General features: G+C 45.6%; 19 protein-coding genes and 1 tRNA gene. 14 read left to right on the top strand and 6 right to left on the bottom strand.

Features of this window, described 5'->3' with window-relative positions; all coding sequences use genetic code 11:
* Positions 1-358 precede the first annotated feature (358 nt).
* Positions 359-2,674, top strand: a complete 2,316-nt coding sequence (locus EZE20_RS23600; protein ID WP_132122441.1) for a c-type cytochrome — start codon at positions 359-361, stop codon at positions 2,672-2,674.
* 38 nt (positions 2,675-2,712) lie between these two features.
* Positions 2,713-4,092: a mandelate racemase/muconate lactonizing enzyme family protein gene (locus tag EZE20_RS23595; RefSeq protein WP_132122439.1), complete on the top strand. Its 1,380-nt coding sequence runs from the start codon at positions 2,713-2,715 to the stop codon at positions 4,090-4,092.
* 66 nt (positions 4,093-4,158) lie between these two features.
* On the opposite strand, the gene glgP is transcribed toward EZE20_RS23595, so the two are convergent.
* The 5 genes from glgP to EZE20_RS23570 all read right to left on the bottom strand — a co-directional run bounded on the left by glgP (position 4,159) and on the right by EZE20_RS23570 (position 9,366).
* Entirely contained in the window at positions 4,159-5,808 is a 1,650-nt protein-coding gene (glgP, locus tag EZE20_RS23590) for an alpha-glucan family phosphorylase (RefSeq protein WP_228713992.1), read from the bottom strand.
* A gap of 218 nt (positions 5,809-6,026) precedes the next feature.
* Positions 6,027-7,106 carry a DUF3500 domain-containing protein gene (locus EZE20_RS23585; protein ID WP_165933571.1) on the bottom strand — a complete coding sequence of 360 codons (1,080 nt, stop codon included), beginning with the start codon at positions 7,104-7,106 and terminating at the stop codon, positions 6,027-6,029.
* A 53-nt stretch (positions 7,107-7,159) separates the two neighbouring features.
* Positions 7,160-7,843, bottom strand: coding sequence for a 3-keto-disaccharide hydrolase (locus tag EZE20_RS23580; protein WP_132122437.1), 684 nt, complete (start codon positions 7,841-7,843; stop codon positions 7,160-7,162).
* Between the two features lie 58 nt (positions 7,844-7,901).
* Complete coding sequence (locus EZE20_RS23575) at positions 7,902-8,666, bottom strand: enoyl-CoA hydratase/isomerase family protein (protein WP_132122435.1); 765 nt, start codon at positions 8,664-8,666, stop codon at positions 7,902-7,904.
* Between the two features lie 130 nt (positions 8,667-8,796).
* On the bottom strand, positions 8,797-9,366 hold the full coding sequence (locus tag EZE20_RS23570) for a hypothetical protein (RefSeq protein ID WP_132122433.1): 570 nt from the start codon (positions 9,364-9,366) through the stop codon (positions 8,797-8,799).
* A 215-nt stretch (positions 9,367-9,581) separates the two neighbouring features.
* Here EZE20_RS23570 and EZE20_RS23565 point away from each other — a divergent pair, with 215 nt between their 5' ends.
* The 8 genes from EZE20_RS23565 to EZE20_RS23530 all read left to right on the top strand — a co-directional run bounded on the left by EZE20_RS23565 (position 9,582) and on the right by EZE20_RS23530 (position 18,310).
* Positions 9,582-10,097: a hypothetical protein gene (locus EZE20_RS23565; RefSeq protein WP_132122431.1), complete on the top strand. Its 516-nt coding sequence runs from the start codon at positions 9,582-9,584 to the stop codon at positions 10,095-10,097.
* 269 nt (positions 10,098-10,366) lie between these two features.
* Complete coding sequence (locus tag EZE20_RS23560) at positions 10,367-11,065, top strand: helix-turn-helix domain-containing protein (protein ID WP_132122429.1); 699 nt, start codon at positions 10,367-10,369, stop codon at positions 11,063-11,065.
* A gap of 96 nt (positions 11,066-11,161) precedes the next feature.
* Positions 11,162-11,764, top strand: a complete 603-nt coding sequence (locus EZE20_RS23555) for a hypothetical protein (protein WP_132122427.1) — start codon at positions 11,162-11,164, stop codon at positions 11,762-11,764.
* Between the two features lie 63 nt (positions 11,765-11,827).
* On the top strand, positions 11,828-12,892 hold the full coding sequence (gene dinB, locus EZE20_RS23550) for a DNA polymerase IV (RefSeq protein WP_228713990.1): 1,065 nt from the start codon (positions 11,828-11,830) through the stop codon (positions 12,890-12,892).
* A 384-nt stretch (positions 12,893-13,276) separates the two neighbouring features.
* Complete coding sequence (locus tag EZE20_RS23545; RefSeq protein ID WP_132122425.1) at positions 13,277-14,641, top strand: sensor histidine kinase; 1,365 nt, start codon at positions 13,277-13,279, stop codon at positions 14,639-14,641.
* A 12-nt stretch (positions 14,642-14,653) separates the two neighbouring features.
* Positions 14,654-15,034: a response regulator gene (locus EZE20_RS23540; protein WP_132122423.1), complete on the top strand. Its 381-nt coding sequence runs from the start codon at positions 14,654-14,656 to the stop codon at positions 15,032-15,034.
* The gene (locus EZE20_RS23535) at positions 15,031-16,077 is read left to right on the top strand and encodes an adenylate/guanylate cyclase domain-containing protein (RefSeq protein WP_132122421.1); all 1,047 of its coding nucleotides are present in this window, start codon (positions 15,031-15,033) and stop codon (positions 16,075-16,077) included. The genes EZE20_RS23540 and EZE20_RS23535 overlap by 4 nt, the downstream gene beginning before the upstream one ends.
* A 49-nt stretch (positions 16,078-16,126) precedes the next feature.
* Complete coding sequence (locus tag EZE20_RS23530) at positions 16,127-18,310, top strand: S9 family peptidase (protein ID WP_132122419.1); 2,184 nt, start codon at positions 16,127-16,129, stop codon at positions 18,308-18,310.
* A gap of 109 nt (positions 18,311-18,419) precedes the next feature.
* Here EZE20_RS23530 and EZE20_RS23525 read toward each other — a convergent pair whose 3' ends face one another.
* On the bottom strand, positions 18,420-19,601 hold the full coding sequence (locus tag EZE20_RS23525; RefSeq protein ID WP_132122417.1) for an AGE family epimerase/isomerase: 1,182 nt from the start codon (positions 19,599-19,601) through the stop codon (positions 18,420-18,422).
* Positions 19,602-19,764: 163 nt separating this feature from the next.
* On the opposite strand from EZE20_RS23525, the gene EZE20_RS23520 reads away from it, so the two are divergent.
* From EZE20_RS23520 to EZE20_RS23505, 4 genes are all read left to right on the top strand, one after another.
* Positions 19,765-20,310: a DsrE family protein gene (locus EZE20_RS23520; protein ID WP_132122415.1), complete on the top strand. Its 546-nt coding sequence runs from the start codon at positions 19,765-19,767 to the stop codon at positions 20,308-20,310.
* 3 nt (positions 20,311-20,313) lie between these two features.
* A complete protein-coding gene (locus tag EZE20_RS23515; protein WP_132122413.1) occupies positions 20,314-21,222 on the top strand; it encodes a cation diffusion facilitator family transporter in 909 nt (302 codons plus the stop codon).
* A gap of 203 nt (positions 21,223-21,425) precedes the next feature.
* Positions 21,426-21,502, top strand: a tRNA-Asp gene (locus EZE20_RS23510).
* Positions 21,503-21,717: 215 nt separating this feature from the next.
* The gene (locus EZE20_RS23505; RefSeq protein ID WP_228713988.1) at positions 21,718-22,326 is read left to right on the top strand and encodes a type I restriction-modification system subunit M N-terminal domain-containing protein; all 609 of its coding nucleotides are present in this window, start codon (positions 21,718-21,720) and stop codon (positions 22,324-22,326) included.
* Positions 22,327-22,406 lie beyond the last annotated feature (80 nt).

Here is a 22,406-nt window from a genome sequence, read left to right as displayed (position 1 = left end):
CCACCTCTTTGACTACCCCTAATTTAAAGGACATTGAGTAATCTTTTTGGGTTCGCTTAACATACTTAGTTTCAGGTTGCTCTTGCATAGCTGTACAGTTTGTGTATCGCTATTTCAGGACCAGACAGAAAATGTGAAAATAAAGGCCTCTCCGATTTGGGGAGGCTTTTTTTATGAAATTTGGTTTGAAGAAGAAATTTCAATTGGAAATTTTTTTCATTAAATATTCTGCGAAAATGTTTTACATGTATCCTTAGTAGATTTACCAAAATCAGGGTTTAATAAACTGTACGTCACGCCCTTTTGTGCAGGCGATATTTCCGGTTAATCTCTACTTCTGAACCCGCTTACCTTTTCCATGAAATGGCTTTTTCTGCTTCTAAATAGCTTCCTTTTCCATTCTCTGACCACTGCTCAGGCACTGCGCCAAACAGCAGAACGTCCGCAGGAAGTCTGGGCCACCCGTTCTGTACTGGATCAGAAGCCACGGATGCTCACACTGGCGCTTCATTCAGATGCGTGGGCAGCTTATGACCTAGCGAATGGAGTGTTGTACAAAGTTTGGAAAGGCGGTGTTGCGATGGATGGAGCGCCGTATACAGGTAAAAAGGAAGTTCAGCCAACCTCTTGGGGAACAGCCTATTGGGTAGATAGTGCCGAAGCCTCGGGTTGGGAAGTCAGGCAAAAAGGAAAAATTATTCCGAATACCTTGCGCAGCAAAGGATATCGGATTCAAAATAACCAACTGACACTTTTGTATGAACTTCAAATTCCGTCAGGAAAAGTTATTCAGATTTCTGAGCGTCCCGAATGGCGATCAGCCTCAGAAAGTCAGGCTGTGTTTGAGCGTGTTTTTACCACACGTCAGGTTCCGGATGGGATGACTGTTTTTGTTAAAAGTCCAACAGAAATTTTTCCACTTTTACCAAATGCTACTACCCAAAAGAACCTTGTTTTCAAGCCCCTTCCGGTGCAATTTCCACCCAAAGAAAAAAAATCATATGCGCACAAAGGGCAGGAAATTATTGAAAGAAGCGACTGCCTGACCTGTCACGAAATGCAGGAAATGGCCGTGGGGCCGGGATTTCTACAAATTGCCAATCGCTACGAACCTACGGCTGAAAATCGAAAAATGCTTGTGGCCAAAGTACAAGGCGGAGGAGCCGGAGCCTGGGGCGATGGCCTCATGAATCCGCATCCTGACTTGGCTGAAAGCGAACTCGAAAGCATGATTGACTATATTTTTTCCTTAAAACCTAAGGAAAAACCAACGCCTAAAACTCCGGCCAATCTGGTTACAACCACGCAAAAAAGAAAGGCATCACCCGGACATGGCGCTCCACTCGAAGGTGTGCACCCTTCCTATACGTTGCAAACGCTGCACACACCGGAATTTATGCCGAAAGTTGGTGCTATGGCGTTTTTGCCCGATGGGCGAATGTTGGTTTCTACTTGGGATGTTGTTGGCGGACTATATATAGTGGAGGAAGTTCCCGGAAAGTCTCCCAAAGTGAAGCGAATTGCGCAGGGGCTGGCCGAACCGTTGGGGCTGGAAGTAGTCGATGGGAAAATATATGTTCTTCAAAAACAGGAACTTACACAACTTATCGATCAAGATGGTGATGAAATTATTGACGAGTATCGCACGATTTGCAACAGTTGGGGCGTGACCGCCGATTTTCATGAATTTTCTTTTGGTTTGGTACACAAAGCAGGCTACTTCTATGCTACGCTTTCGATGGCTATGCGCCTGCGGCCCGACCAAAAACAGCTGCCTGACCGTGGAAGAACGATTAAAATAGCACCGGATGGAAGCTATGCATCCATCAATTATGGCTTGCGCACCCCGAATGGAATCGGACTCGGTGTAGACAACGAGCTATTTTTGCTGGATAATCAGGGGCAGTGGCTGCCGGCTAATAAGCTGATTCACGTGCGGCCGGGCGACTACCACGGAATGGCCTGGGGCCTGCCGGATGGACCGGAAAACGGACCACGGATGACGCCGCCCACCCTGTGGCTGCCCGAAGACGAAATCGGAAATTCGCCTTCGGAGCCGGTGCTGGTGCGGGAAGGTATTTTTAAAGGACAAATGCTGCATGGCGATGTCACGCACGGAGGTATTAAACGAGATTTTCTTGAAAAAATAAATGGAACGTATCAAGGCGCTGTTTTTCGATTTTCGCAGGGATTCGAAGCAGGTGTCAACCGCCTGCGTTGGGGGCCTGATGGCTCCTTGTATGTAGGTCAGGTAGGAATGAAAGGTGGCGGATGGAGTTGGAAAGAGCGGCTGGCGGGGCTGCAAAAATTGACCTACAATGGAAAAAGTACTTTTGAAATGCTGGCTATCCGAATCCGACCCACGGGTTTTGAAATTGAATTTACCCAGCCAATTTCACAAATTATTCTTGATCAAGTTCCTGATTTTCAGATTCAACAATGGAGATATGAACCTACTGCACGCTATGGTGGTCCCAAACTGGATTTAGTGAATCTGGAAATTTCCAATGCGAAATTATCCAAAGACGGCACCCGACTTTTGCTGGATATAGCTGGCTTGAAAAAAGAACAGGTTGTATATTTTCGACTTCCTGAAACCCTGAAAAGCATGACGGGAGAGACTTTATGGTCATCAGAAGCGTGGTATACGCTGAATGAATTTCCGGAGAATTAGAGTAAAAAATCACCTAAAAATTCCTGAACCAAAACCGTATGAATCGTCGAGAATTTGTGCAAAAATCAGCCGCATGTACGGCCCTTGGACTGACGGCAAATCCTTTTTTAAATCCAAATACTTTACCCAAATCTGAGAAATCGATTCGTATTCAGAAGGTTAGCTCCAATTTTGAGCGCGAGCCCCTGCATCCGTATCGCTTCAAAGGCAGCGCCATTACAGAAAGCTGGCAAACAATGGCGTACCTGCAATCGGATTCGGGGGCCGGAAAAGTGGGATTGGCCACGCAGGGTGTTCTTTGGTCGGATTCATCGGTGTTTGCGGCGCATTCCGAAAGTGCGGGTAATGCGCTGATGTATGCCATGAGTGAACGAGCGTTACAAATGATGAAAGGGAATGCCTTTACCAGTCCGGTGCAACTTGTAGACGATCTGCTGCCGGAACTGCTCGCCTATGGCCGGAAAATTACCGGAAATCCATATCTCCGAAAAACATTTGCGCTCAATGCGCTCGTGTGCGTAGACAACGCAGCGTGGCTGCTTTACGCCCACGAAAATGGCCTTTCGCGCCTGGATGACATGATTCCGGCGGCGTACCGACCCGGTTTGTCGCATCGACATGCCAAGGTGGCGAGTATTCCATCATTTAGCGTGGGCACGAGCGCAGAGCGCATTAAGGAGGCTGCGGATGAAGGCTATTTTATCATGAAATTAAAAACCGGGTCGGCTGGAAGGCAGGCCGAAATGATCGAAAAAGATATCGCCTTCCTGACTGCTGTTCATCGGGCAATTGGACACTATGAAACACCCTATACCGATTCAGGAAAAATTCCTTATTACTTTGACGCCAATGGCCGCTATGAATCCAAAGATACGCTGATGCGGTTTTTGGATCATGCCAAAAAAATCGGGGCGTTTGATCAAATCGCTGTTATTGAAGAGCCTTTTGAAGAATCAAACGAAACCTATGTGGGTGATTTGGGGGTAATAGTGGCTGCCGATGAAAGCGCGCATACCGTAGAAGATGCTGCGGTGCGTATCGAACAAGGCTACGGAGCCATTGCCGTAAAAGCGATTGCCAAAACCCTGAGTATGACCATGAAAATTACACAATTGGCTTTTGAGAAAAAGATTCCGTGCTTTTGTGCAGACCTGACCGTTAGCCCTATTTTGGTAGACTGGAACAAGGCAGTAGCTGCTCGTTTGCCCTCTTTTCCGGGGATGAATATAGGTTTGCAGGAAACCAACGGACATCAATATTTCAAAAACTGGGATACGCTCATGAGCTACCATCCCAAGGCCAACGCCTCCTGGACCAAAACCCAAAAAGGCGTGTACGAAACCGGGCCTGAGTTTTTTGAACAAAGCGGCGGAATTTTAGAGCCTTCCGCCCATTACGATTCATTTTTTAAATCCTGAATCAACAAAAAGCGTCGGAATCGTAAAGTTTGATTCCAACGCTTTCTTAGACAAATTATGGCTTTCTCAGTAAAGCTTTTCGTAGTATTCAGTTGCCATTCGATCCGAATTGAAGTAATCGCCTACCTCATGCATGCTGGTCAAAACCATCTTCGCCCAGGCATCAGGTTGGTCGTAGTACATAGGTAAAATTTGATTTTCCAACAAGTCAAACAATTGCTCCATATCCTCCTGATTGACATTGTTGCCCTGCGCAATCGGAATCAAAAAAGCATTTTCGTTGGCACGGGCAAACTCGCATATCCAGCCGTCAAAAGTTGAGCAGTTGAGGGAAGCATTCATGGCGGCGGTCATACCGCTTGTGCCGGAAGCCTCGCGCGTAACGACCGGCGTGTTTAGCCATACATCCGAGCCGTCTTTCAGTAGCTTGGAAAGTCCGAGTTCGTAGCCGGTTAACACGGCCATGTTGCTATGTAAGTGGCTGATATAATGAAGTTTATTGAATGTTTGAATGGCCGTTTCATCTTTTGGATAGGGTTTTCCGGCCCATATCAGCTGAATCGGGTAGCGGCTATTGCGCAGGAGTTTATCAAATCGTTCGGTATCCCAGGTCAGCATATCGGCGCGTTTATATCCGGCAAATCGCCGAGCCCACACAATCGTCAGAATTTCGGGGTCAAAGAGTTTCCCGCATTGATCAGCCACGGTTTTGAAGAGTACTTTTTTTAATTCTTTTTTACGGGAAGCAATTGCCGGGTAATCGTTCTTTTTTCTGCTTTCTTCTAATTGATAATCAGCCCAATATGTTTTGTTTTGGGCATTTGTGATATGGGTAATTTCACAAATATCTTCAAAATTTCCCCACATCAGTCGCGACACCTCGCCGTGTAGCCGGGATACACCGTTTGCTTTTCGGCTCACCCGCAAAGCGGCCAACGTATGATTAAAAATGCTGTCCTGAATGCCCGTAAGCGACCGAACCTCATCCAGTGAAAGTCCCGCAAAGAAACCAAGGTGATACAGAAATTGACTATCGTGTTTTTCGTTGCCCGCCTCTTCGGGAGTATGCGTTGTAAAAACCAGTTGCTGTTTTAATTGTTCCCGGTTTAACCCTTTTTGAGAAAGGTAAAAGGCCGCCGAAAGCGCGTGAGCTTCATTGAAATGATACACTTTGGGAGTATAGCCCAAAGCGTCAAGTACCTTGGCACCGCCGATGCCCAACACCATGCATTGAGCTACTTTTGTAGCAGCATCAGAATCATAGAGCGTATACGAAATATCGCGGGTTTCAAAGTCATTGCCCTCAATATCAGTAGTTAATAAAAAAAGGGGGGCTGTATTGAAAATTTCCGGGGCAAGGTAGTAGGCCGCCACCCATACGGTTTTTCCGGCTATTTCCAGGCTCACCCGTATTTTTGTATCTACCAGAAAATGGTAGATTTTTTCACGAAATTCGACCTCCATGCAGTTATCCTGCTTCCGATCCTGATCGTAGTAGCCATATTTCCAGAGCATGCCCACGCCAATCAGGTTTTGATTGAGGGCAAAAGCGCTTTTCATATGCGAGCCAGCCAAAAAACCCAGGCCGCCCGAATAGATTTTTAGTGCCTGATCCACGGCAAATTCCATGGAAAAATAGGCGACAGATTTTTTAAAGGATGCAGCAGGCGTAAGAGGATGTGTGAAAGGGACGGTGAATTGGGATGTTCCGGGCATTTTAACAATCGGTTTGATTCTGCCACGAATCTATAAAACATCTATTCCTATTTAGCTGTTAGCTTTTAGATATTTAGCCATTAGTTTTTTATTGCGCTGATAATCAATTATTTGTGTTAATAATTGAATTTTAATTTATTGAAAAATACTTATGTTCAAGTACCTAATGAATAATAATTTTTCAATAATTCTTAATTAAATATGATAAAGTCCATCCTTTACTTTTTTGGCTGATGCGCTTTTTCGTAGTGGAGTTTTAATAAATCCTCGCCAAAATCGTCGGTCAGGTCACGCACAACTGTGTGTATATGATTGGCGTCGTTTTGGGTATTGTCAAACTCAATCAATAAAGTAGGTCCCTGAATGCGGTAGTAGTGCCCTTCGTTTTTGCCCATTTTCAGCGTGGTGTTGCCGATCCATGCAAAGTGAAGATTGCCTAGTCCGGCCTTTTCCAGCTGTGCCATTTGCTGATTTTTGAGCGTAATATGGTAGCGGTTCAGGTAGAGAGTCAGGAGTTGTTTGAAGAGTTCCTGCTGTGGTGGCGTCATGTCTTTCATGGCCAATCCTTCGAGTTTGTCCATGCCTTCTACCTGTCGTTTGTTGAGGGAAAAAATCTCATATGGAGATTTTGCTCCTAATACAATCTTCTTCTTTTGATCCTCTGTAAATGAGGCAAGCAGCTGGAAACCAAGGTCTTCTTCCTTGCCCTGCACACGCACACCTTTTTGCGGTACGTCAATGAGCACATGCCCGGGATTGCTCCCTAAAAATCCGGGAGTGAACGAAACATGTCCGTCGATAATCGTGAAATGCAGGGAAATATGGTGACCTTCCACACGCCACCCCCAGGGATTTTTTGAAGCCGGATCACCAAAAATCAGAAAGGCGTAGTTTTCAGGGTCCCGGCGGGTGTCATTTGGCGGGCGACTTTCCAGCACGCGCAGTACGTGTTCGAGGTCAATGATTTGTTCAACTTGCTGAAAACCCTGATCGCTCATGACCACCTCTATCATTTTCATGGCTGCTTTACGCTGCGGCTGTGTCATGCGTTTGAGGTTCAGTCCGGCACGGTCACGCGGCACAAAGTGCCAGTCAAACCGAAGGCTGTCCGATAGTGAGTGGACCACCTCCGCTTTTTGATCAGCGGTTAAGGTTTGCAGAAAACCACGTGCGGCTTTGGACATTTGCTGACTCAGATCTTCCTTTTGAGCAATACTAGCTGCATGGACTGAAACTGGCATTGATAGCGTAAAAACGCCCGCTATACCCAGCAGACAAATCAAAAGTGAGGTTTTCATACAAAAAAGAGGTTCAGGAGAAAGATGAATTTTTAACTGAAAATGACCAAAACTCACAGCGGTCGGATTCGCATGTTCCGAAACCACACTTCGTCACCGTGATCCTGCAAGGCAATTTTACCTTTGGTATGAGGCGTAGCGTAGGGCCATTTTGTGAATTTGCTTTGAGCGAGTTGAGCTTTCCAGGCATCGGAGCCGTAATCGTATTCCACAACTTTGACGCCATTGAGCCAATGTTCGATATGGTTATTTTTAATCAGAATGCGTCCTTTGTTCCACTCCCCGGCGGGCTTGGCAACCCATTGGTTGGGGGCCTGCATGTCGTAGTTTGCGGCAGTTTTTTGTTTATCATTGATACGAACCATTTTTCCGCCATCATTAAATGGCGGGTAGCCTTCGTCGTCTATAATCTGATATTCGGGTCCTGAATAATAGGTGGCGTTTTTTGGGTCTTCAATCACTTTGTAGATTACCCCGCTATTACTTTTGGCCGGAATCTTAAATTCAAATTCGAACTCAAAATCTTCGTAGTCCTCATTGGTGATGAGGTCGCCATTGCCGCCGTGAGTCATCAGGGCACCGCTCATGACCATCCAGCCTTTTACGTCAGTTTGATGGTAGGAATGCCAGCCTTTCGTAGTTTTTCCGTCAAATAAATTTTTCCATTTACCGGGCTTTTGTGCCAGAGTAGTTCCGGCAAAAAGGGCAAAGAACAAGAGAATCGGGAGCTTTTTCATGCGTTAGAGAATCTTTGGAATACGGTGTTGTATAATCAAAGAGCGCTGACGGCGGATTTTACTCTGAGGGTTTGCGAAAGGCAGCCAATGCTTTTTTACATGGCTCGGAAAGGGCGAGCGTACCACTTATAACTGCCCGTTCTGACAGAAGTTCGTCCCAGTGACCGGCATCCTGCCAAAGTACCTCTTTCATCAAACGCATAGCATTGGGATCATACGTTGCGAGTTTTTGAGCGAGCTCATGTACTGCCTGATCCAGCTCCATAATCGTTTCGTAGACGTCATCATACAGGCCGCACCGCCACGCCCAAATCGCAGACTCAAACTCAGAGGCGTTAATTGTCAGATGCGTACAGGCAGCTTTGCCGATGCGGCGGGAAACCGCGGGCTCAATCACAAAAGGGCCGAGGCCAATGCTAAGTTCACTGAGTTTGACGGCTGCCTGCTGTGTAGCAAGGCAGTAGTCAGTAGCTGCGAGCAATCCAACACCTCCACCGACGGCTTTTCCCTGCACGCGAGCAATCACAAACTTTGGACAGGTACGCATCGCGTTAATTACCTGAGCGAAGCCTGAAAAAAAGATTTTGCCTTCTTCCAACGTTTCTACGCGTAGAAGTTCGGCCAATGAAGCACCGCCACAAAAGGTGCGTTCTCCGGAAGATTTGAGGATGATTACCGCGGTTGCGGGTGCCTGACCCGCCTTCTGTATGGCCGTTGCCAGCTGTTGAAGCAACACTAATGGCAGAGAATTGCCGGCGGGATGAAAAAACTCAATGGTGCTGACGGCCTGATCTGTGGATGTTCTTACAAATCCTTCTTCCATAGTTGTATCGACGATTTGATTTGTGGATTTTGATTTAAGCTCAAAAAAGTTCGGAGAGCCAGTTGCCTGACTCTCCGACGAACAATTGGTTTTAATTGCTCCGGGGCAATTCCTCCGGCTCCTACACTATTTATTTACCAAATAACCTTGCCCAAAATCCTTTAGCTTTTTTAGAAACTTCTTCCACTGCTTCGGCGGCATCAGCTTTCAGGTCGGTGAGTTCTTCGGAAGCTTTGGCTGCAATTACCGAGGCTTTTGCTTTGGCTTCGGCCATTTTTTCAGCGGCTTCTTCTTTCAGCTCGTCAATTTCTTCGGCAGCTTTGGCGGCAATTACGGAAGCTTTTGCCTTTACTTCGGCTACTTTTTCGGCGGCATCTTCCTTGAAATCCTCGAATTCTTCGGCGGCCTCTGCGGTCAATTCCTGTACCTTGGCTTTGGCTTCGGCCATTTTTTCGGTCGCTTCGGCTTTCAATTCACTCATTTCTTCGGATGCTTTGGCCGATAATTCGTCAATTTTTGCTTTCGCTTCACCTACTTTTTCAGTGGCTTCTTCTCGCAGTTCATCTATTTTTTCGGCGGCTTGGTTGGCCATAGCGCCCACAGCCTCGCGGGCTTCTTCGGTTTTATCCAAAGCGGCTTTCTTTAATTGATCTGCTTTTGAACCCATATCGCCGGCAGCCGGAATCTGATTCTCTTCCATAGTTGTAGTGTTATTTGTAGTGTTTCCTGGTAAATGGAGGGATAAATGTACACAGAACCAATGGCCGTTGCAAATCAGACAGTTGTCTTCTCGGCTACCAATTTTGAGGAAATCCATCCCCATAGTTTTCTATAAATGAGGGGTATACTACCTGGCACTGCTTTTTAGTGTACATAAATGTTTTTACATGAATTTTGAATTGAAACAAACACATCATGAAAAAAGTAGTCATCATCACCGGACTTTATGCCCTTATCACCACCGGTTGGCTTACCTCAGGTTGGTTGTTGAGTAGCTGCGAATCGAAAGAAAATCGGGAACGAAAAGAACTCGCAGATGTACAGGCCGAAGCCATGGAAGAAGCTGATGAAGCCTATGCGAAATTAGATACTGCGAAAGGTGAAACTGATTTGGGTGAGTTAAAACAGGATTTGACGAAGACTGCTCAGGATTTGGAAAAAGCCAAAAAAGACTACCTGACGCAGTTGCAAAGTCGTCAGAAAAATCTGAATGCGCGGATTAGTGATCTAGACAAAAAAGTAACGGATCCGGATCAGGCGAATCGGCAGAAATGGGTAGAAAAACGGCAAAAGCTGGTACGTGAACGCGACCTGTTGCAGGCAAATTTGCTGGAACTCCAAAAGCCAATGACCAACGAGCGCTGGTCAACCGCAGAAAAGGAAATTAAAGATTTAATCGCAGCTATTGATCAGGAACTTGGAGATTCCTGACCGTACCAAAATCAAATTTATAACTAATCTTTAAAACCTAAAATAGTAACCAAAATATCTAAACAATAACTATACTCACACTGAATTAAGTCCGTATATCCACCCTAGGATCTTACTACGTACACATGCTGAAAATTGGTAAATGCCTGAGTTGAAAAACTCGGGCATTTTATTTTTTGTAGGTAAAAAAACTACATTTTTTGAATCATTTGTTATTAAATTTATTTTTTGAGTATTATTTTTACATAAATAAATTGATTATAACAGGCATGTCTATCTTTTTTACTCAAAACCTGGTTTTTCTCCGCGCTACGCACGAATCGCGACCTTCGCAGCAAAAGGTAGCCGATTTGCTGGGTATGAAAAAATCTACCTGGGCAGCCTGGGAGTCGGGCCGGGCTAATCCTTCCTTTGAGGATATGCTTCGGATTGCGACATTTTTCAATGTTACTACCGATGATTTGCTGACACGCAACCTTGCGCAAATGCAGGCAAAGCCGTGGATTAAGGAAGATAATTTACGGGTGTTGGTTACGACGGTTGATTCGGAAAATAAAGAAAACATTGAGTACGTACCCGTACGGGCGTTAGGGGGCTATGCACAAGGCTACGGCGATGTGGCCTTTATTAGCGATTTACCGGCTTTTCAGCTTCCTTTTTTGTCCAAAGATCGAAAATACCGGGCTTTCCCTTACGAAGGTGATTCTATGCCGCCTCTGCGTGAAGGATGTACAGTGATGGGCGAATTTGTCGAAAACTGGCACAGCATTAAGAGTGGAACGATCTGCCTTGTAGTGACTCAGGATGAGGGGGTTGTGTTAAAAAAAGTGTTTAATTATCTGGAAGAAAAAGATATTCTGGTGCTGAAATCGCTGAATGAACGCTATGCACCCTATCCGGTGTTACGAACCGATATCCGTGAAATCTGGCGATTTGCCGGATATTTTGATACTGAATTTCCGCGCTGAATGGCGCAATAATTCTGTGTTTTCTCTCCTCATTCCTGCGGCCACCTCCTCTGTCTATATATCTGATTAGCCATCAATCTATTAGCAGAAAACTACATGAAAAAGTACACCTTCCAACCGCAGGCCTACTACCACATTTCCAGGCGTGTAGCCGAAAATGCCGTTTTGTTTCGTGAGCACGACGATTATATTCACTTCCTGTTTTTGTACTGCCGACAGGTCCAACCTATCGCGCGCACCTTTGCGTACTGCCTGTTACCGGATTCTTTTCATCTTTTGATTCAGTTTCGGGACATTGCCGCGCTCAATCGGCATCTTGAAAAAACGGGTGAAGCCCCGGATCTGTTGGAAGAGTCCTGCTGCAATTATCTCGAAAATCAGCTGGATGCGTTCGTGGAAAATTATGAAAAATCAATTCCTGCACATGAATATGTTTCTGCTGCCGAACGTCTAACTGCCGAATGGCGCTGTGAAGAAATTGCCGATGCAGTTCTTGCGGCGCAGTTCGTTCATCTGTTGCATTTGTTTCCAGCCTACCATTTACAGATTCAACCGGACACATTTTGGCCCTATTCGTCTCTGCATTCTTTGAAGAGTGATCGTCATACGTTTGTAGAACGGGATATTGTGCATCGGTGGTTTGGTGGGCGAGAGGCCTTCATCCGGGATGCCTCACAGGTGCAGGTAGAAATTTCATGAGCTGACGTTTTTCTTACCAGAAAAAATATCAACGAGTACTAGTCTTATTTTATAAACAACCCTTTGCGAAAGATAATACACATCGATATGGACGCTTTCTTTGCGTCTGTTGAGCAGCGTGATTTTCCGGAACTGCGTGGAAAACCCGTCGCCGTGGGCGGGAGTGGTGAGCGTGGGGTAGTGGCAGCTGCAAGCTACGAAGCCCGTACGTTTGGGGTGCGCTCGGCGATGTCTTCCCGAATCGCCAAACAAAAATGTCCGCAACTTATTTTTACAAAACCCCGATTTGAAGTTTATAAGCAGGTTTCTTCTCAGATCAGAAATATTTTTGCAGAATATACACCGCTGATTGAACCGCTGTCGCTCGATGAGGCCTATTTGGATGTTACCGAAAATATACCCGGAATTGTGTCTGCTACAAAACTGGCGCTGGAAATAAAACAGAAGATTCGGGAGCAAACCAACCTTACTGCTTCGGCGGGGGTTTCGTATAATAAATTTTTGGCAAAACTGGCGTCTGATTATCGCAAACCTGACGGGATTTTTGTAATTAAACCCGAGGAGGGTGCGGCCTTTGTTGCGCAGCTTCCCGTCGAGAAGTTTCATGGCGTAGGGCGAGTTACGGCTCTGCGTATGCACGAGTTGGGTATCCGTACCGGCCTGGATTTGCGTCAACAGACGGAGGCGTTTCTGCGGCAGCATTTTGGAAAAGCCGGCGGGCACTATTTCCGAATTGCTCAGGCGCAGGACGACCGCCCCGTGGAGCCCGATCGCATCAGGAAATCGGTGGGTTCGGAAAATACCTTTATTGCTGACCTGGATACGCTGGCCGAAATGCAGGCAGGATTGTTGCCGCTCATCGACGACCTGTGGCGGTGGTGTCACCGCACATCTGTTTATGGCCGAACCGTGACGGTAAAAATTAAACTCAATGATTTTCAGATCATGACCCGGAGCCGTTCAGCGCTTTTGCCGATTCGGAACCGGGCGATGTTTGAGCAAATGGTTTTTGAACTTCTGGAAGAGAATTTCCCGCTGGCAAAACCGGTACGTCTCTTGGGTGTATCGTTGTCTAATCTGGAAGACTCGCAACCGTATGAAGGCAAACAATTGGCTCTTCCGTTTTGAGTTCACAGGGCTGCACCCTGTGCTGGCAGATTTCGCCCCTTCGGGGCTGGGGTTGGTTTTCATTTTTCATTTCTTTCATTTTACATTTTACATTTCACATTTCACAGGGCTGCACCCTGTAATAGTGGATTTCGCCCCTTTGGGGTTGGGTTGGTTTTCATTTTTCATTTCTTTCATTTCACTGCACCCTGTGCTGGCAGATTTCGCCCCTTCGGGGCTGGGGGGCTTTTGTATTGTTCAATTTGGCAGCTTTGTGCCTATGACTCCACGAAATCTTCCTGAATTAATTATATTGAAACTTTTTCCGGCAAAAACCTGAGAACTTAGAACTTTGCGGAGAAAAGCTGGAATCGTTTCGTTCTGCATCCTGATAAATTTAAAGCCATGGAACTGGTCTATTTTCTCATTATTCTTTTTTCTACACAATATCTTCGGGATACGCTCCACACAAAAACAGAAGATCCTGAAACAGATAAACGGCTGAATTTTCTTCGAATAGCAGCAATTGTTTATTTCTGTATTTCAATGGTCACATCGTTCGACGATCAGACTGGCGGGATGTGGCTCTGGCATGTCCTGATTGTTGCGTTCTTTTGGTACCTGAATCACGATGAAAAATTCAAATCGGGGAAATCTTATTTTCAGTCTTTTTACGCCCCAATCGTCATTGCCATATTTCTTGATGTTGTTTCAGTAGCTCTTCCGACATTTTATTCGAAGTACGATTCTTATCTGGATTCTTTCAGTTCGATTGCGTTCATTTGGGTCATTGCGATTTGGTACCAAAATCGTAAACAACAAAAACAACTGGCTGCCGAGCGGTTGCAACGACTCGAAGAGGAAAAGCAAAATCAACTCATAGCGGCTCAAAAAGCAGAACTCGAACTTGTAGTCGGCGAACGTACCCGCGAAATACTGCAACAAAAGGAAGAGCTTGAAACTACGCTGCAGCATTTGCAGGCTACTCAGGTTCAGTTGATTCAGTCTGAAAAAATGGCTTCGTTGGGGGAGCTTACCGCAGGAATCGCCCACGAAATTCAGAATCCGCTTAATTTTGTCAACAACTTTGCCGAAGTCAATACCGAATTGATCGAAGAATTAAAAGAAGAACAGGAGAAAGAGTCGCCTGACCTGGAACTGATCGAGGAAATCCTGACTGACCTGGCCGACAACATGCAAAAAATGGTGTATCACGGCAAACGAGCGGATTCGATTGTAAAAGGTATGCTGTTGCATTCCAGGTCTGGAAGCGGCGAAAAACAGTTGGTAGACATCAATGCCCTGGCCGATGAATACATGCGGCTGGCGTACCATGGCCTTCGGGCAAAGGATAAATCGTTTAATGCGGCGCTTGAAAAAAACTTTCAGACGGATCCGTTGATGGGGCAGGTTATGCCGCAGGATTTTGGCCGGGTGCTGCTCAATATTTTCAATAATGCGTTCTACGCCGTTATGGAACGTAAACGGGAGGAAGGAGAAAATTTTCAACCGACCGTTTGGTTGAGTACATCGCAGGAAGAGAATTTTCTGTTAATAAAAATCCGGGATAATGGCACGGGCATTCCCGACGCAGTTAAAGAGAAAATTTTTCAACCTTTTTTTACCACAAAACCCACCGGGCAGGGTACTGGTCTGGGGCTTTCGCTGAGCTATGATATTATCCACAAAGGACACAATGGTACCCTGACTGTCACGAGTGAAAAGAATTCCTTTACTGAATTCTGTGTTCAAATTCCCCTAATCAATTAAAAAATCAACGCTATGGATCATGTAAAAATACTTGTAGTAGATGACGAAACCGATGTGCAGCCGCTGTTTGAACAACGGTTTCGCCGTGAAATACGGAAGGGAGAACTGTCTTTTTCGTTTGCGTTTTCGGGAGAAGAAGCCCTGAAATATATGGAAGAACATGCCTCCGAAGTGGTGCTGATTTTGTCTGACATCAACATGCCGGGCATGAGCGGGATCGACCTGCTGAAACATATACGGCGGACGCACGCTTCGCCCAATCCCCGGGTCATGATTATTACGGCCTACAATGACAATGACTACTACAATCAGGCTATTTCGGGTGGTGCCGACGATTTTCTGACCAAGCCTTTGGATTTCACGCTATTAAAAGAAAAACTTAGCCAATTATGACTACCAAAATACTTGTTGTTGATGACGAAACGGATTTGCAGTCGCTGATTAAACAAAAATTCAGAAGGCAGATTCGGGAGCAGAAATACGAGTTTGTGTTTGCGGTCAATGGCGAAGACGCACTCGAAAAGCTGAAAGAGAATCCGGAAATTGATCTGGTTTTGAGCGACATCAATATGCCCAAAATGGATGGCTTGACCCTTTTGATCAAACTCAACGAGTTTAGTCCCATGATCAAAGCCGTAATTGTGTCGGCATATAGTGACATGGATAAAATCAGAACAGCCATGAATCGCGGTGCTTTTGATTTTGTGTGCAAGCCGGTCGATTTTACAGATTTGGGGGTAACTATCGAGAAAACAATTCAACATATTCAGCAACTCAAAAAAACGCTGGAAGCCATTAAGGAAAATACCATTTTACGCATGTACGTAGACGCCAACGTGCTGCAATTTATGACTGGTAGCGAGTTTGAAAATGGTCTTGCGGCTAATGAGACGATTGAGGCGACGGTTGTGTTTATGGATATTTGTGGCTTTACGGCCATTTCTGAAAAAGTAAAACCTGATGTGGTCGTCCGTATCATCAATCATTATTTTGATGTAATGGTAGGGGAAATCATCAATCAGGGCGGCTACGTCGACAAATTTATGGGCGATGCCATCATGGCTGTTTTTCGCAATGAATATCACCTGGATCGGGCGATTGAGGCCTGTTTGGCGGTTCGGGCCAAGATCAATGCCATTGAAGAAGACTTAACATCGGATTTGAAATTTCATCCAAAAGTTGCGATTGGCATTAATTCAGGAGAAATGATTTGTGGAAATATCGGCTCCACAACCCTTCGACGGCTGGACTATACGGTTATTGGCGACACTGTAAATGTAGCCCAGCGATTTCAGTCGATTGCAAAGCCGGGACAAATTATTATTAGTGAAAAAGCGCATGAACTGGTCAAAGAGTCGTTTATGTGCAGGGAAGTCGGTACGGTGGAATTGAAAAATAAAGCAAACCCCGTGCTGGTGTACGAGGTCGTGGAATAATGTGTATTTAATTTGACAACAAACTATAAATCAATTAATTAGTATTTACATGAAACATTTATTGACTGCCGTTTTTTTTCTTTGGGTTGGGTTTTCGGCAATGGCCCAAATCCCCGATACCTTTCAATGGCTTCCCGACGGAAGTAGCTATCGTGATGAAGATAACGGAACTATTGTAGAAGTAAAACTTCCGGAAAGGACGACCAAAACCCTCGTATCGGCTGCGCAGCTTACGCCAAAAGGGACCTCTACACCACTAAAAATCAGAAGTTACACTTTTTCTCCACAGGGAAATAAAGTATTGATTTATACTAATTCAAAGCGGGTATGGCGCTACGATACCCGTGGAGATTATTGGCTTCTGGATCTTTCAGATAATTCATTAAAACAACTGGGTAAAAGTCGCCCGGAGTCTTCGATGATGTTTGCGAAATTTTCTCCGGATGGTCAGAAAGTCGCCTACGTGAGTGAACACAATGTGTATGTGGATGATTTGAAAACGGGCGAAACCAAAGCGCTGACCACCGACGGCACCGATCGCGTAATCAACGGAACGTTTGACTGGGCCTACGAAGAAGAGTTTGACTGCCGCGATGGTTTTCGGTGGAGCCCCGATAGCCGCGCTGTTGCCTACTGGCAACTGGACGCCCGCAAGATTCGTAACTTTCTGATGATCAATACCACGGATTCAATTTATGCTTACAATGTGCCGGTTGAATATCCGAAGGTTGGCGAAACTCCATCTCCTTACAAGATCGGTGTAGTGGACCTGGCCACCGCCAAAACCCGCTGGATGTCGATTCCGGGCGATCCGCAAAATACCTACGTTCCTCGCATGGAGTACGCAGGCAATGCCGACGAACTGGTGATTCAGCAATTGAACCGCAAGCAAAACGAAAGTACGCTGATGTACATTTCAACCAAAACGGGCAAAGCAACGCCATTTTACTCAGAAACTGACAAAGCCTGGATCGACATCAAAAGTCGCTGGTCTGACGGCCCCGGCGGCTGGGATTGGGTCAATAATGGAAAAGAATTTATCTGGATTAGTGAAAAAGATGGCTGGCGACATGCCTGGCGCGTGCAGCGTGATGGTAAAAAAGAAACCCTCCTGACCGCTGGAAATTACGATGTGATTAGTCCGGTGCTGATTGATGAAAAAAATAATGCGTTCTATTTCATGGCATCACCCGACAACGCCACGCAGGCCTACTTGTACCGCACGACGCTGGATGGAAAAGGCAAAGCCGAAAGACTGAGTCCGGCGGAGCAGGTTGGAACGCACAACTACGAGCTTTCGCCTACCGGACAATTTGGCAAGCATTCGTTTTCCAATGCCAAAACGTATCCCGTTCAGGAATGGATTTCGGTGGCTACGCACGAGTCAATTGATCCAAATGCAGGGGTAAAAAAAGCACTTGCCGGGCCACAACGCGCGAGTTTGGATATTGAGTTCTTTACTGTAACTACCGAAGACGGCATCGTGTCGGATGCGTGGCTGGTAAAGCCGGCAAATTTTAATCCTGCAAAAAAGTATCCCATTGTATTTACTGTGTATGGTGAGCCCGCTGGAAGTACCGTCACCGACCGGTTTGGAACCGGTCGCAATCGGCTGTATCTTGGCGACATGGCCAAAGATGGCTATATCTACGCATCTGTTGACAACCGCGGAACGCCTTCGCCCAAAGGAAGTGCCTGGCGAAAAGCGATTTACAGAAACATTGGCACTATCAACATTCGTGATTTGGCGATGGGCGCTAAGGCAATGTTTGAGAAATTTCCGTTTATAGACACTAGCCGCGTAGCGGTGCACGGATGGAGCGGCGGCGGATCGTCTACGCTGAACCTGTTGTTCAAATATCCTGACTTGTTCCAAACCGGAATTTCGGTAGCAGCCGTCGGCAATCAGTTGACGTACGATAATATTTATCAGGAGCGGTACATGGGATTACCTCAGGAAAATCGAGAAGATTTTGTGAACGGTTCGCCGGTAACACATGCCAAAAATCTTCGGGGAAATCTACTCTACATTCACGGAACGGGCGATGATAATGTGCACTATCAAAATGCTGAAATGCTTGTAAATGAATTGATTAAGCACAACCGTCAGTTCCAGTTCATGCCCTATCCCAACCGTTCGCACGGGATCTACGAAGGGGAAGGAACTTCGCGGCATTTGGCGACATTGTTTACTAATTTTCTAAAAGAAAAATGTCCTCCCGGTGCTCGGTAGATTAGGTACTTCGTGACCTTATTTTTTAGAAAGCTCGTGATAGACTGCCAACTACCGGCAGAAATCACGAGCTTTTTATTTTTCCAGGTATAAAAAATGTAACCTAAATTTAGCGTTTTTGCAACCGTCGCCACATTTCGGCACAGGCCCGGGCGTTGTGGTAGGGGCCTTTCCAGAAATGAATTTTATCGGATTGAACCTGAGTACCGTCTGCTTTTACCGTGCTGTACCATTCACCCCGCTCATGATCGGCAAATTTTTCATGAATGTAGGTCCAGGTATTTTGGGCCATTTTTAAATACTTATCCTCCTGACTGAGCTCCCACGCATGATAAAATCCAACCATTTGCTCGGCAATCACCCACCAACTGCGGTCGGTTTGCGTATGCTGCGTGGCGGGGTCAAATTCGTAGTGCAAAGCACCGTCGGGGCCAAGCCCGGTGGTAGCGGCTTCGGCCATGAGCAGAGAGCGTTCGGCCACCCATTCCAGCATATCTTCATCTTTCAACACCTCAGCGGTTTCGTACAAAAGCCACGAGGCTTCAATGTCGTGTCCGTACGAAATGATATGGTCTTTGGGTGTCCAGTCATCCGTAAAAAAGAGCTTCATCCGGTGGGATTCCGAATCTACAATATTTCCCAAAATAACCGCCATTATGCTCTTGATGCGTTGTTTGAGTAATGCGTCCGGCCAAATAATATACAAATTGGTGTAGGCTTCAATCAAATGCAGGTGCGTATTCATGCTTTTGATGTAGGGCGCTTTGCTTAAAATGTAGTCATCAATCGGCTGTCCTTCACGACCGACGGCTTCCAGATATCCGCCTTTTTCGGGATCAAACGCATGTTTCTCAATGTAATTGAATAGTTCTTTGGCGAGTTCCAACGCTTTTTTGGAATTAGAAATCCGGTAATATTCACTGATACCGTACAAGGCAAAAGCCTGCCCGTACATCTGTTTGGTGGTTTGGAGGGGTTTGCCATCAGCTGTAATTGACCAGTAAACTCCGCCGTTTTTCTCATCAAAAAAATGAGAACTTAAATATGCATAAGCCTGATCAGCAGTATCTTTATAGCCTTCATTTGGAAAAAGCCGGTGCGCCATAGCGAACGTCCACAGGATGCGGCCATTTACCACCACGGAGCGGGGAGCGTCTTTGACCGGGCTATTGGCAAAGGTAACACGCCCATGAAAACCACCCGTGGCCGGATCAGGGCTATACATTTTCCAATACGTCAGGATTCGTTTGAGCTCGTCGCGAAAGGCTTCGGGGGTAAAGGCAGCTGGCATGCGGGTAAATTATAAAGTGTTGGAAAAATAGTAGACTAAAAAGAGGAAGATTTGGGAAAATTACTTGAAGACCGAATAAACCATACGTTTCATGAAAAATTTGCCTTACATTTCTAAAAGATTAGTCCAACTTTTAAACAAAACTATTTATAAAAAGACTCGTATGAAAATCAAGAATTTACCTGCCATTGTTTTTAGCGTTTTTTTGCTTTCACAAACTTCTTTGGTTGCACAAACTAAATCAAATCCTGTCATCAAAGCGGGAGGAAGCGTATTTGCAGTGCCCGAGGCGGTACCCGTAGCAGACCCTAAAATTGCCTACAAAATTGTGGGAGATCTGATGGTCGGCCCCGAAAAACCCGAAGAGCTGAATCCGGGGCTGGATCGGGTGGCACGTCTTTTTAACGCTTATTCTGACGCTGGCATTTCTGCGGACAAGATCAAAATGGTGGTGGTTGTTCATTTCAAAGGAACGCCGCTTATTCTTGACGACGAAGCTTACAAAAAGCAATTTGGTGTATCAAACCCAAATACGGCTCTCATCAACGAGTTGGCCGAAAAAGGCGTTGACTTTTACATTTGCGGGCAGTCGCTTCGGATGCGGGGTTTTACGGATACGCCTAAAAATAAGCACATCAAAGTTACAGAAGCGGCCCTCATTGCTACGACCACTTATCAGTTAAAAGGCTATGCGTTGCTAAATCTGTAAAGTATGGAACACGCGCATCATCATCACCACCATCATCATGCTCCCCTGGAAACAAATCTGAATCGGGCTTTTGTGCTCGGAATCGGCTTAAATCTGGGGTTTGTATTGGTCGAGGCGGGAGCGGGTTACTACTATGATTCGCTGGCGTTGTACTCGGATGCGGGCCATAATTTGAGCGATGTGGTGAGCCTCATACTGGCGATGATTGCGTTTAGGCTTGCGAAATTGCCCGCAACGACCACATTTACCTACGGCTATCGAAAAACTACAATTTTGGTATCGCTGGTAAATGCAGTCGTTTTATTGGCAGCAATGGCAATTATTGCCTGGGAAAGTGTGCATCGTCTCCAAACCCCCAGGAACGTTAATGGTGAAGGCGTAGCGCTAGTGGCCGGAGTCGGCATCGTGATCAATACGTTTACGGCCTGGCTTTTTTTTAAAGACCGGAAAAATGATTTGAACGTAAAAGGGGCTTATCTGCACATGGCCGCCGACGCACTCGTGTCGATGGGTGTAGTGCTAGCCGGAATTTTGATATACTATACGGGCTGGTATTGGCTCGATGTTGTGGTGAGTCTTCTGATTGTAGTGGTAGTAGTGATAAGTACGTGGAGCCTGCTGCGCGACAGCCTGATTCTGACACTCGATGGGGTCCCCAACGGAATAGACCTGGAAGAAATTGAATCTACAATTCGGCAGTTTGAGCTGGTACAGGAGGTCAGTCATCTGCATGTATGGGCAATGAGCACTACGCAAAACGCCCTTACAGTGCATATCACCCTACGGGAACCGTTCGGGTTGAGTGATTTTTTTTCTGTAAAAGAAAGTATCAAACACGAACTCGAACATTTATCAATCCAACATAGTACCATAGAAGTTGAACTTCCGGGGACAGCGAAGGATTGTTATTGATCAAATTCGATGCTTTTTTGGGGTAAAATGAAGCCATTGAAAAAAAAATAAAAATTTTTTTAGACAAAAGAGGCTTGATACTCAGAATTATATCAGAAATCCGAAAATTATTTTGTGGGCAGGGCTTGCGTAGTACAATCTGACCACCTACTTTTGTGCCACGGTTTAGCTGAAACGACAGCGAAAACAAGTAAAAAAGTAATGGTTCGGTAGTTCAGTTGGTTAGAATACCTGCCTGTCACGCAGGGGGTCGCGGGTTCGAGTCCCGTCCGGACCGCCAACAATAAAAGCCTGATAATCAATCGATTGTCAGGCTTTTTTCTTGTGTAATTTCTTCTACAAAAAATCCCGGTGTATACATCCTGTAAACTTTCAGGGAAATTAATAATTCACTACTTTACGTCATTGTTTGTGTCCCACCCGGGCACCCTACAACTTTTGACTTTCAGAACTTCCCATTTACATTTACCACTCAGAAATAATCCCCAATAGTTAATGGCTAAACAAAAATCTACCACAGAAGAACCCTTAGAAAAACAACTCTGGAAAACAGCGGACAAGCTCCGTAAAAATATTGATGCGGCTGAATACAAACACATCGTTTTGGGTTTGATCTTCCTCAAATATATCTCTGATGCGTTTGAGGAAAAATACCAACAGCTACTTGTAGAGGTAGAGCAGGGAGCAGACCCCGAAGACAAAGACGAATACAAAGCAGAAAATGTATTCTTTGTTCCGCAGGATGCCCGATGGAATTATCTGCAATCGAAAGCGAAACAACCCGAAATCGGGAAGTTTGTAGACGATGCAATGGATTCCCTGGAAAAAGAAAACGCTTCTCTTAAAGGAGTATTACCCAAAGTATTTGCCCGTCAAAATCTGGACCCAACAAGTTTGGGAGAACTTATTGACCTGGTGGGAAACATTGCCTTAGGAAGTGCCAAAGCAAGAAGTGCCGATGTTTTAGGCCACGTTTTTGAATATTTCCTGGGCGAGTTTGCGCTTGCAGAAGGCAAGAAAGGTGGACAGTTCTATACACCAAGAAGCGTTGTAGAATTATTAGACTTGTTGCAATGGAAAAATAGTCTTAAATTTGGCACATGAAAATATCGATAAATGATCTAAAAAATGAGCGTCAATGGCGTTCTGCAACCGGACTTAATAAGGAAAGATATATTAAGTTG

This window comes from Arundinibacter roseus (genome assembly GCF_004348825.1).
GTDB lineage: Bacteria > Bacteroidota > Bacteroidia > Cytophagales > Spirosomataceae > Arundinibacter > Arundinibacter roseus.
The sequence above is the reverse complement of the archived record's forward strand: the minus strand, read 5'-3'. Positions and strand labels throughout refer to the sequence as shown.

Excerpts from the sequence above, each read along its gene's own strand:
- EZE20_RS23540 (WP_132122423.1), top strand. The coding sequence starts at position 14,654 with ATGGATCATGTAAAAATACTTGTAGTAGATGACGAAACCGATGTGCAG.
- EZE20_RS23575 (WP_132122435.1), bottom strand. The coding sequence starts at position 8,666 with ATGGAAGAAGGATTTGTAAGAACATCCACAGATCAGGCCGTCAGCACC.
- EZE20_RS23595 (WP_132122439.1), top strand. The coding sequence starts at position 2,713 with ATGAATCGTCGAGAATTTGTGCAAAAATCAGCCGCATGTACGGCCCTT.
- EZE20_RS23570 (WP_132122433.1), bottom strand. The coding sequence starts at position 9,366 with ATGGAAGAGAATCAGATTCCGGCTGCCGGCGATATGGGTTCAAAAGCA.
- EZE20_RS23545 (WP_132122425.1), top strand. The coding sequence starts at position 13,277 with ATGGAACTGGTCTATTTTCTCATTATTCTTTTTTCTACACAATATCTT.
- EZE20_RS23530 (WP_132122419.1), top strand. The coding sequence starts at position 16,127 with ATGAAACATTTATTGACTGCCGTTTTTTTTCTTTGGGTTGGGTTTTCG.
- EZE20_RS23535 (WP_132122421.1), top strand. The coding sequence starts at position 15,031 with ATGACTACCAAAATACTTGTTGTTGATGACGAAACGGATTTGCAGTCG.
- EZE20_RS23520 (WP_132122415.1), top strand. The coding sequence starts at position 19,765 with ATGAAAATCAAGAATTTACCTGCCATTGTTTTTAGCGTTTTTTTGCTT.
- EZE20_RS23560 (WP_132122429.1), top strand. The coding sequence starts at position 10,367 with ATGTCTATCTTTTTTACTCAAAACCTGGTTTTTCTCCGCGCTACGCAC.
- EZE20_RS23580 (WP_132122437.1), bottom strand. The coding sequence starts at position 7,843 with ATGAAAAAGCTCCCGATTCTCTTGTTCTTTGCCCTTTTTGCCGGAACT.
- EZE20_RS23555 (WP_132122427.1), top strand. The coding sequence starts at position 11,162 with ATGAAAAAGTACACCTTCCAACCGCAGGCCTACTACCACATTTCCAGG.
- EZE20_RS23515 (WP_132122413.1), top strand. The coding sequence starts at position 20,314 with ATGGAACACGCGCATCATCATCACCACCATCATCATGCTCCCCTGGAA.
- EZE20_RS23565 (WP_132122431.1), top strand. The coding sequence starts at position 9,582 with ATGAAAAAAGTAGTCATCATCACCGGACTTTATGCCCTTATCACCACC.
- glgP (WP_228713992.1), bottom strand. The coding sequence starts at position 5,808 with ATGCCCGGAACATCCCAATTCACCGTCCCTTTCACACATCCTCTTACG.
- EZE20_RS23600 (WP_132122441.1), top strand. The coding sequence starts at position 359 with ATGAAATGGCTTTTTCTGCTTCTAAATAGCTTCCTTTTCCATTCTCTG.
- EZE20_RS23585 (WP_165933571.1), bottom strand. The coding sequence starts at position 7,106 with ATGAAAACCTCACTTTTGATTTGTCTGCTGGGTATAGCGGGCGTTTTT.
- EZE20_RS23505 (WP_228713988.1), top strand. The coding sequence starts at position 21,718 with ATGGCTAAACAAAAATCTACCACAGAAGAACCCTTAGAAAAACAACTC.
- EZE20_RS23525 (WP_132122417.1), bottom strand. The coding sequence starts at position 19,601 with ATGCCAGCTGCCTTTACCCCCGAAGCCTTTCGCGACGAGCTCAAACGA.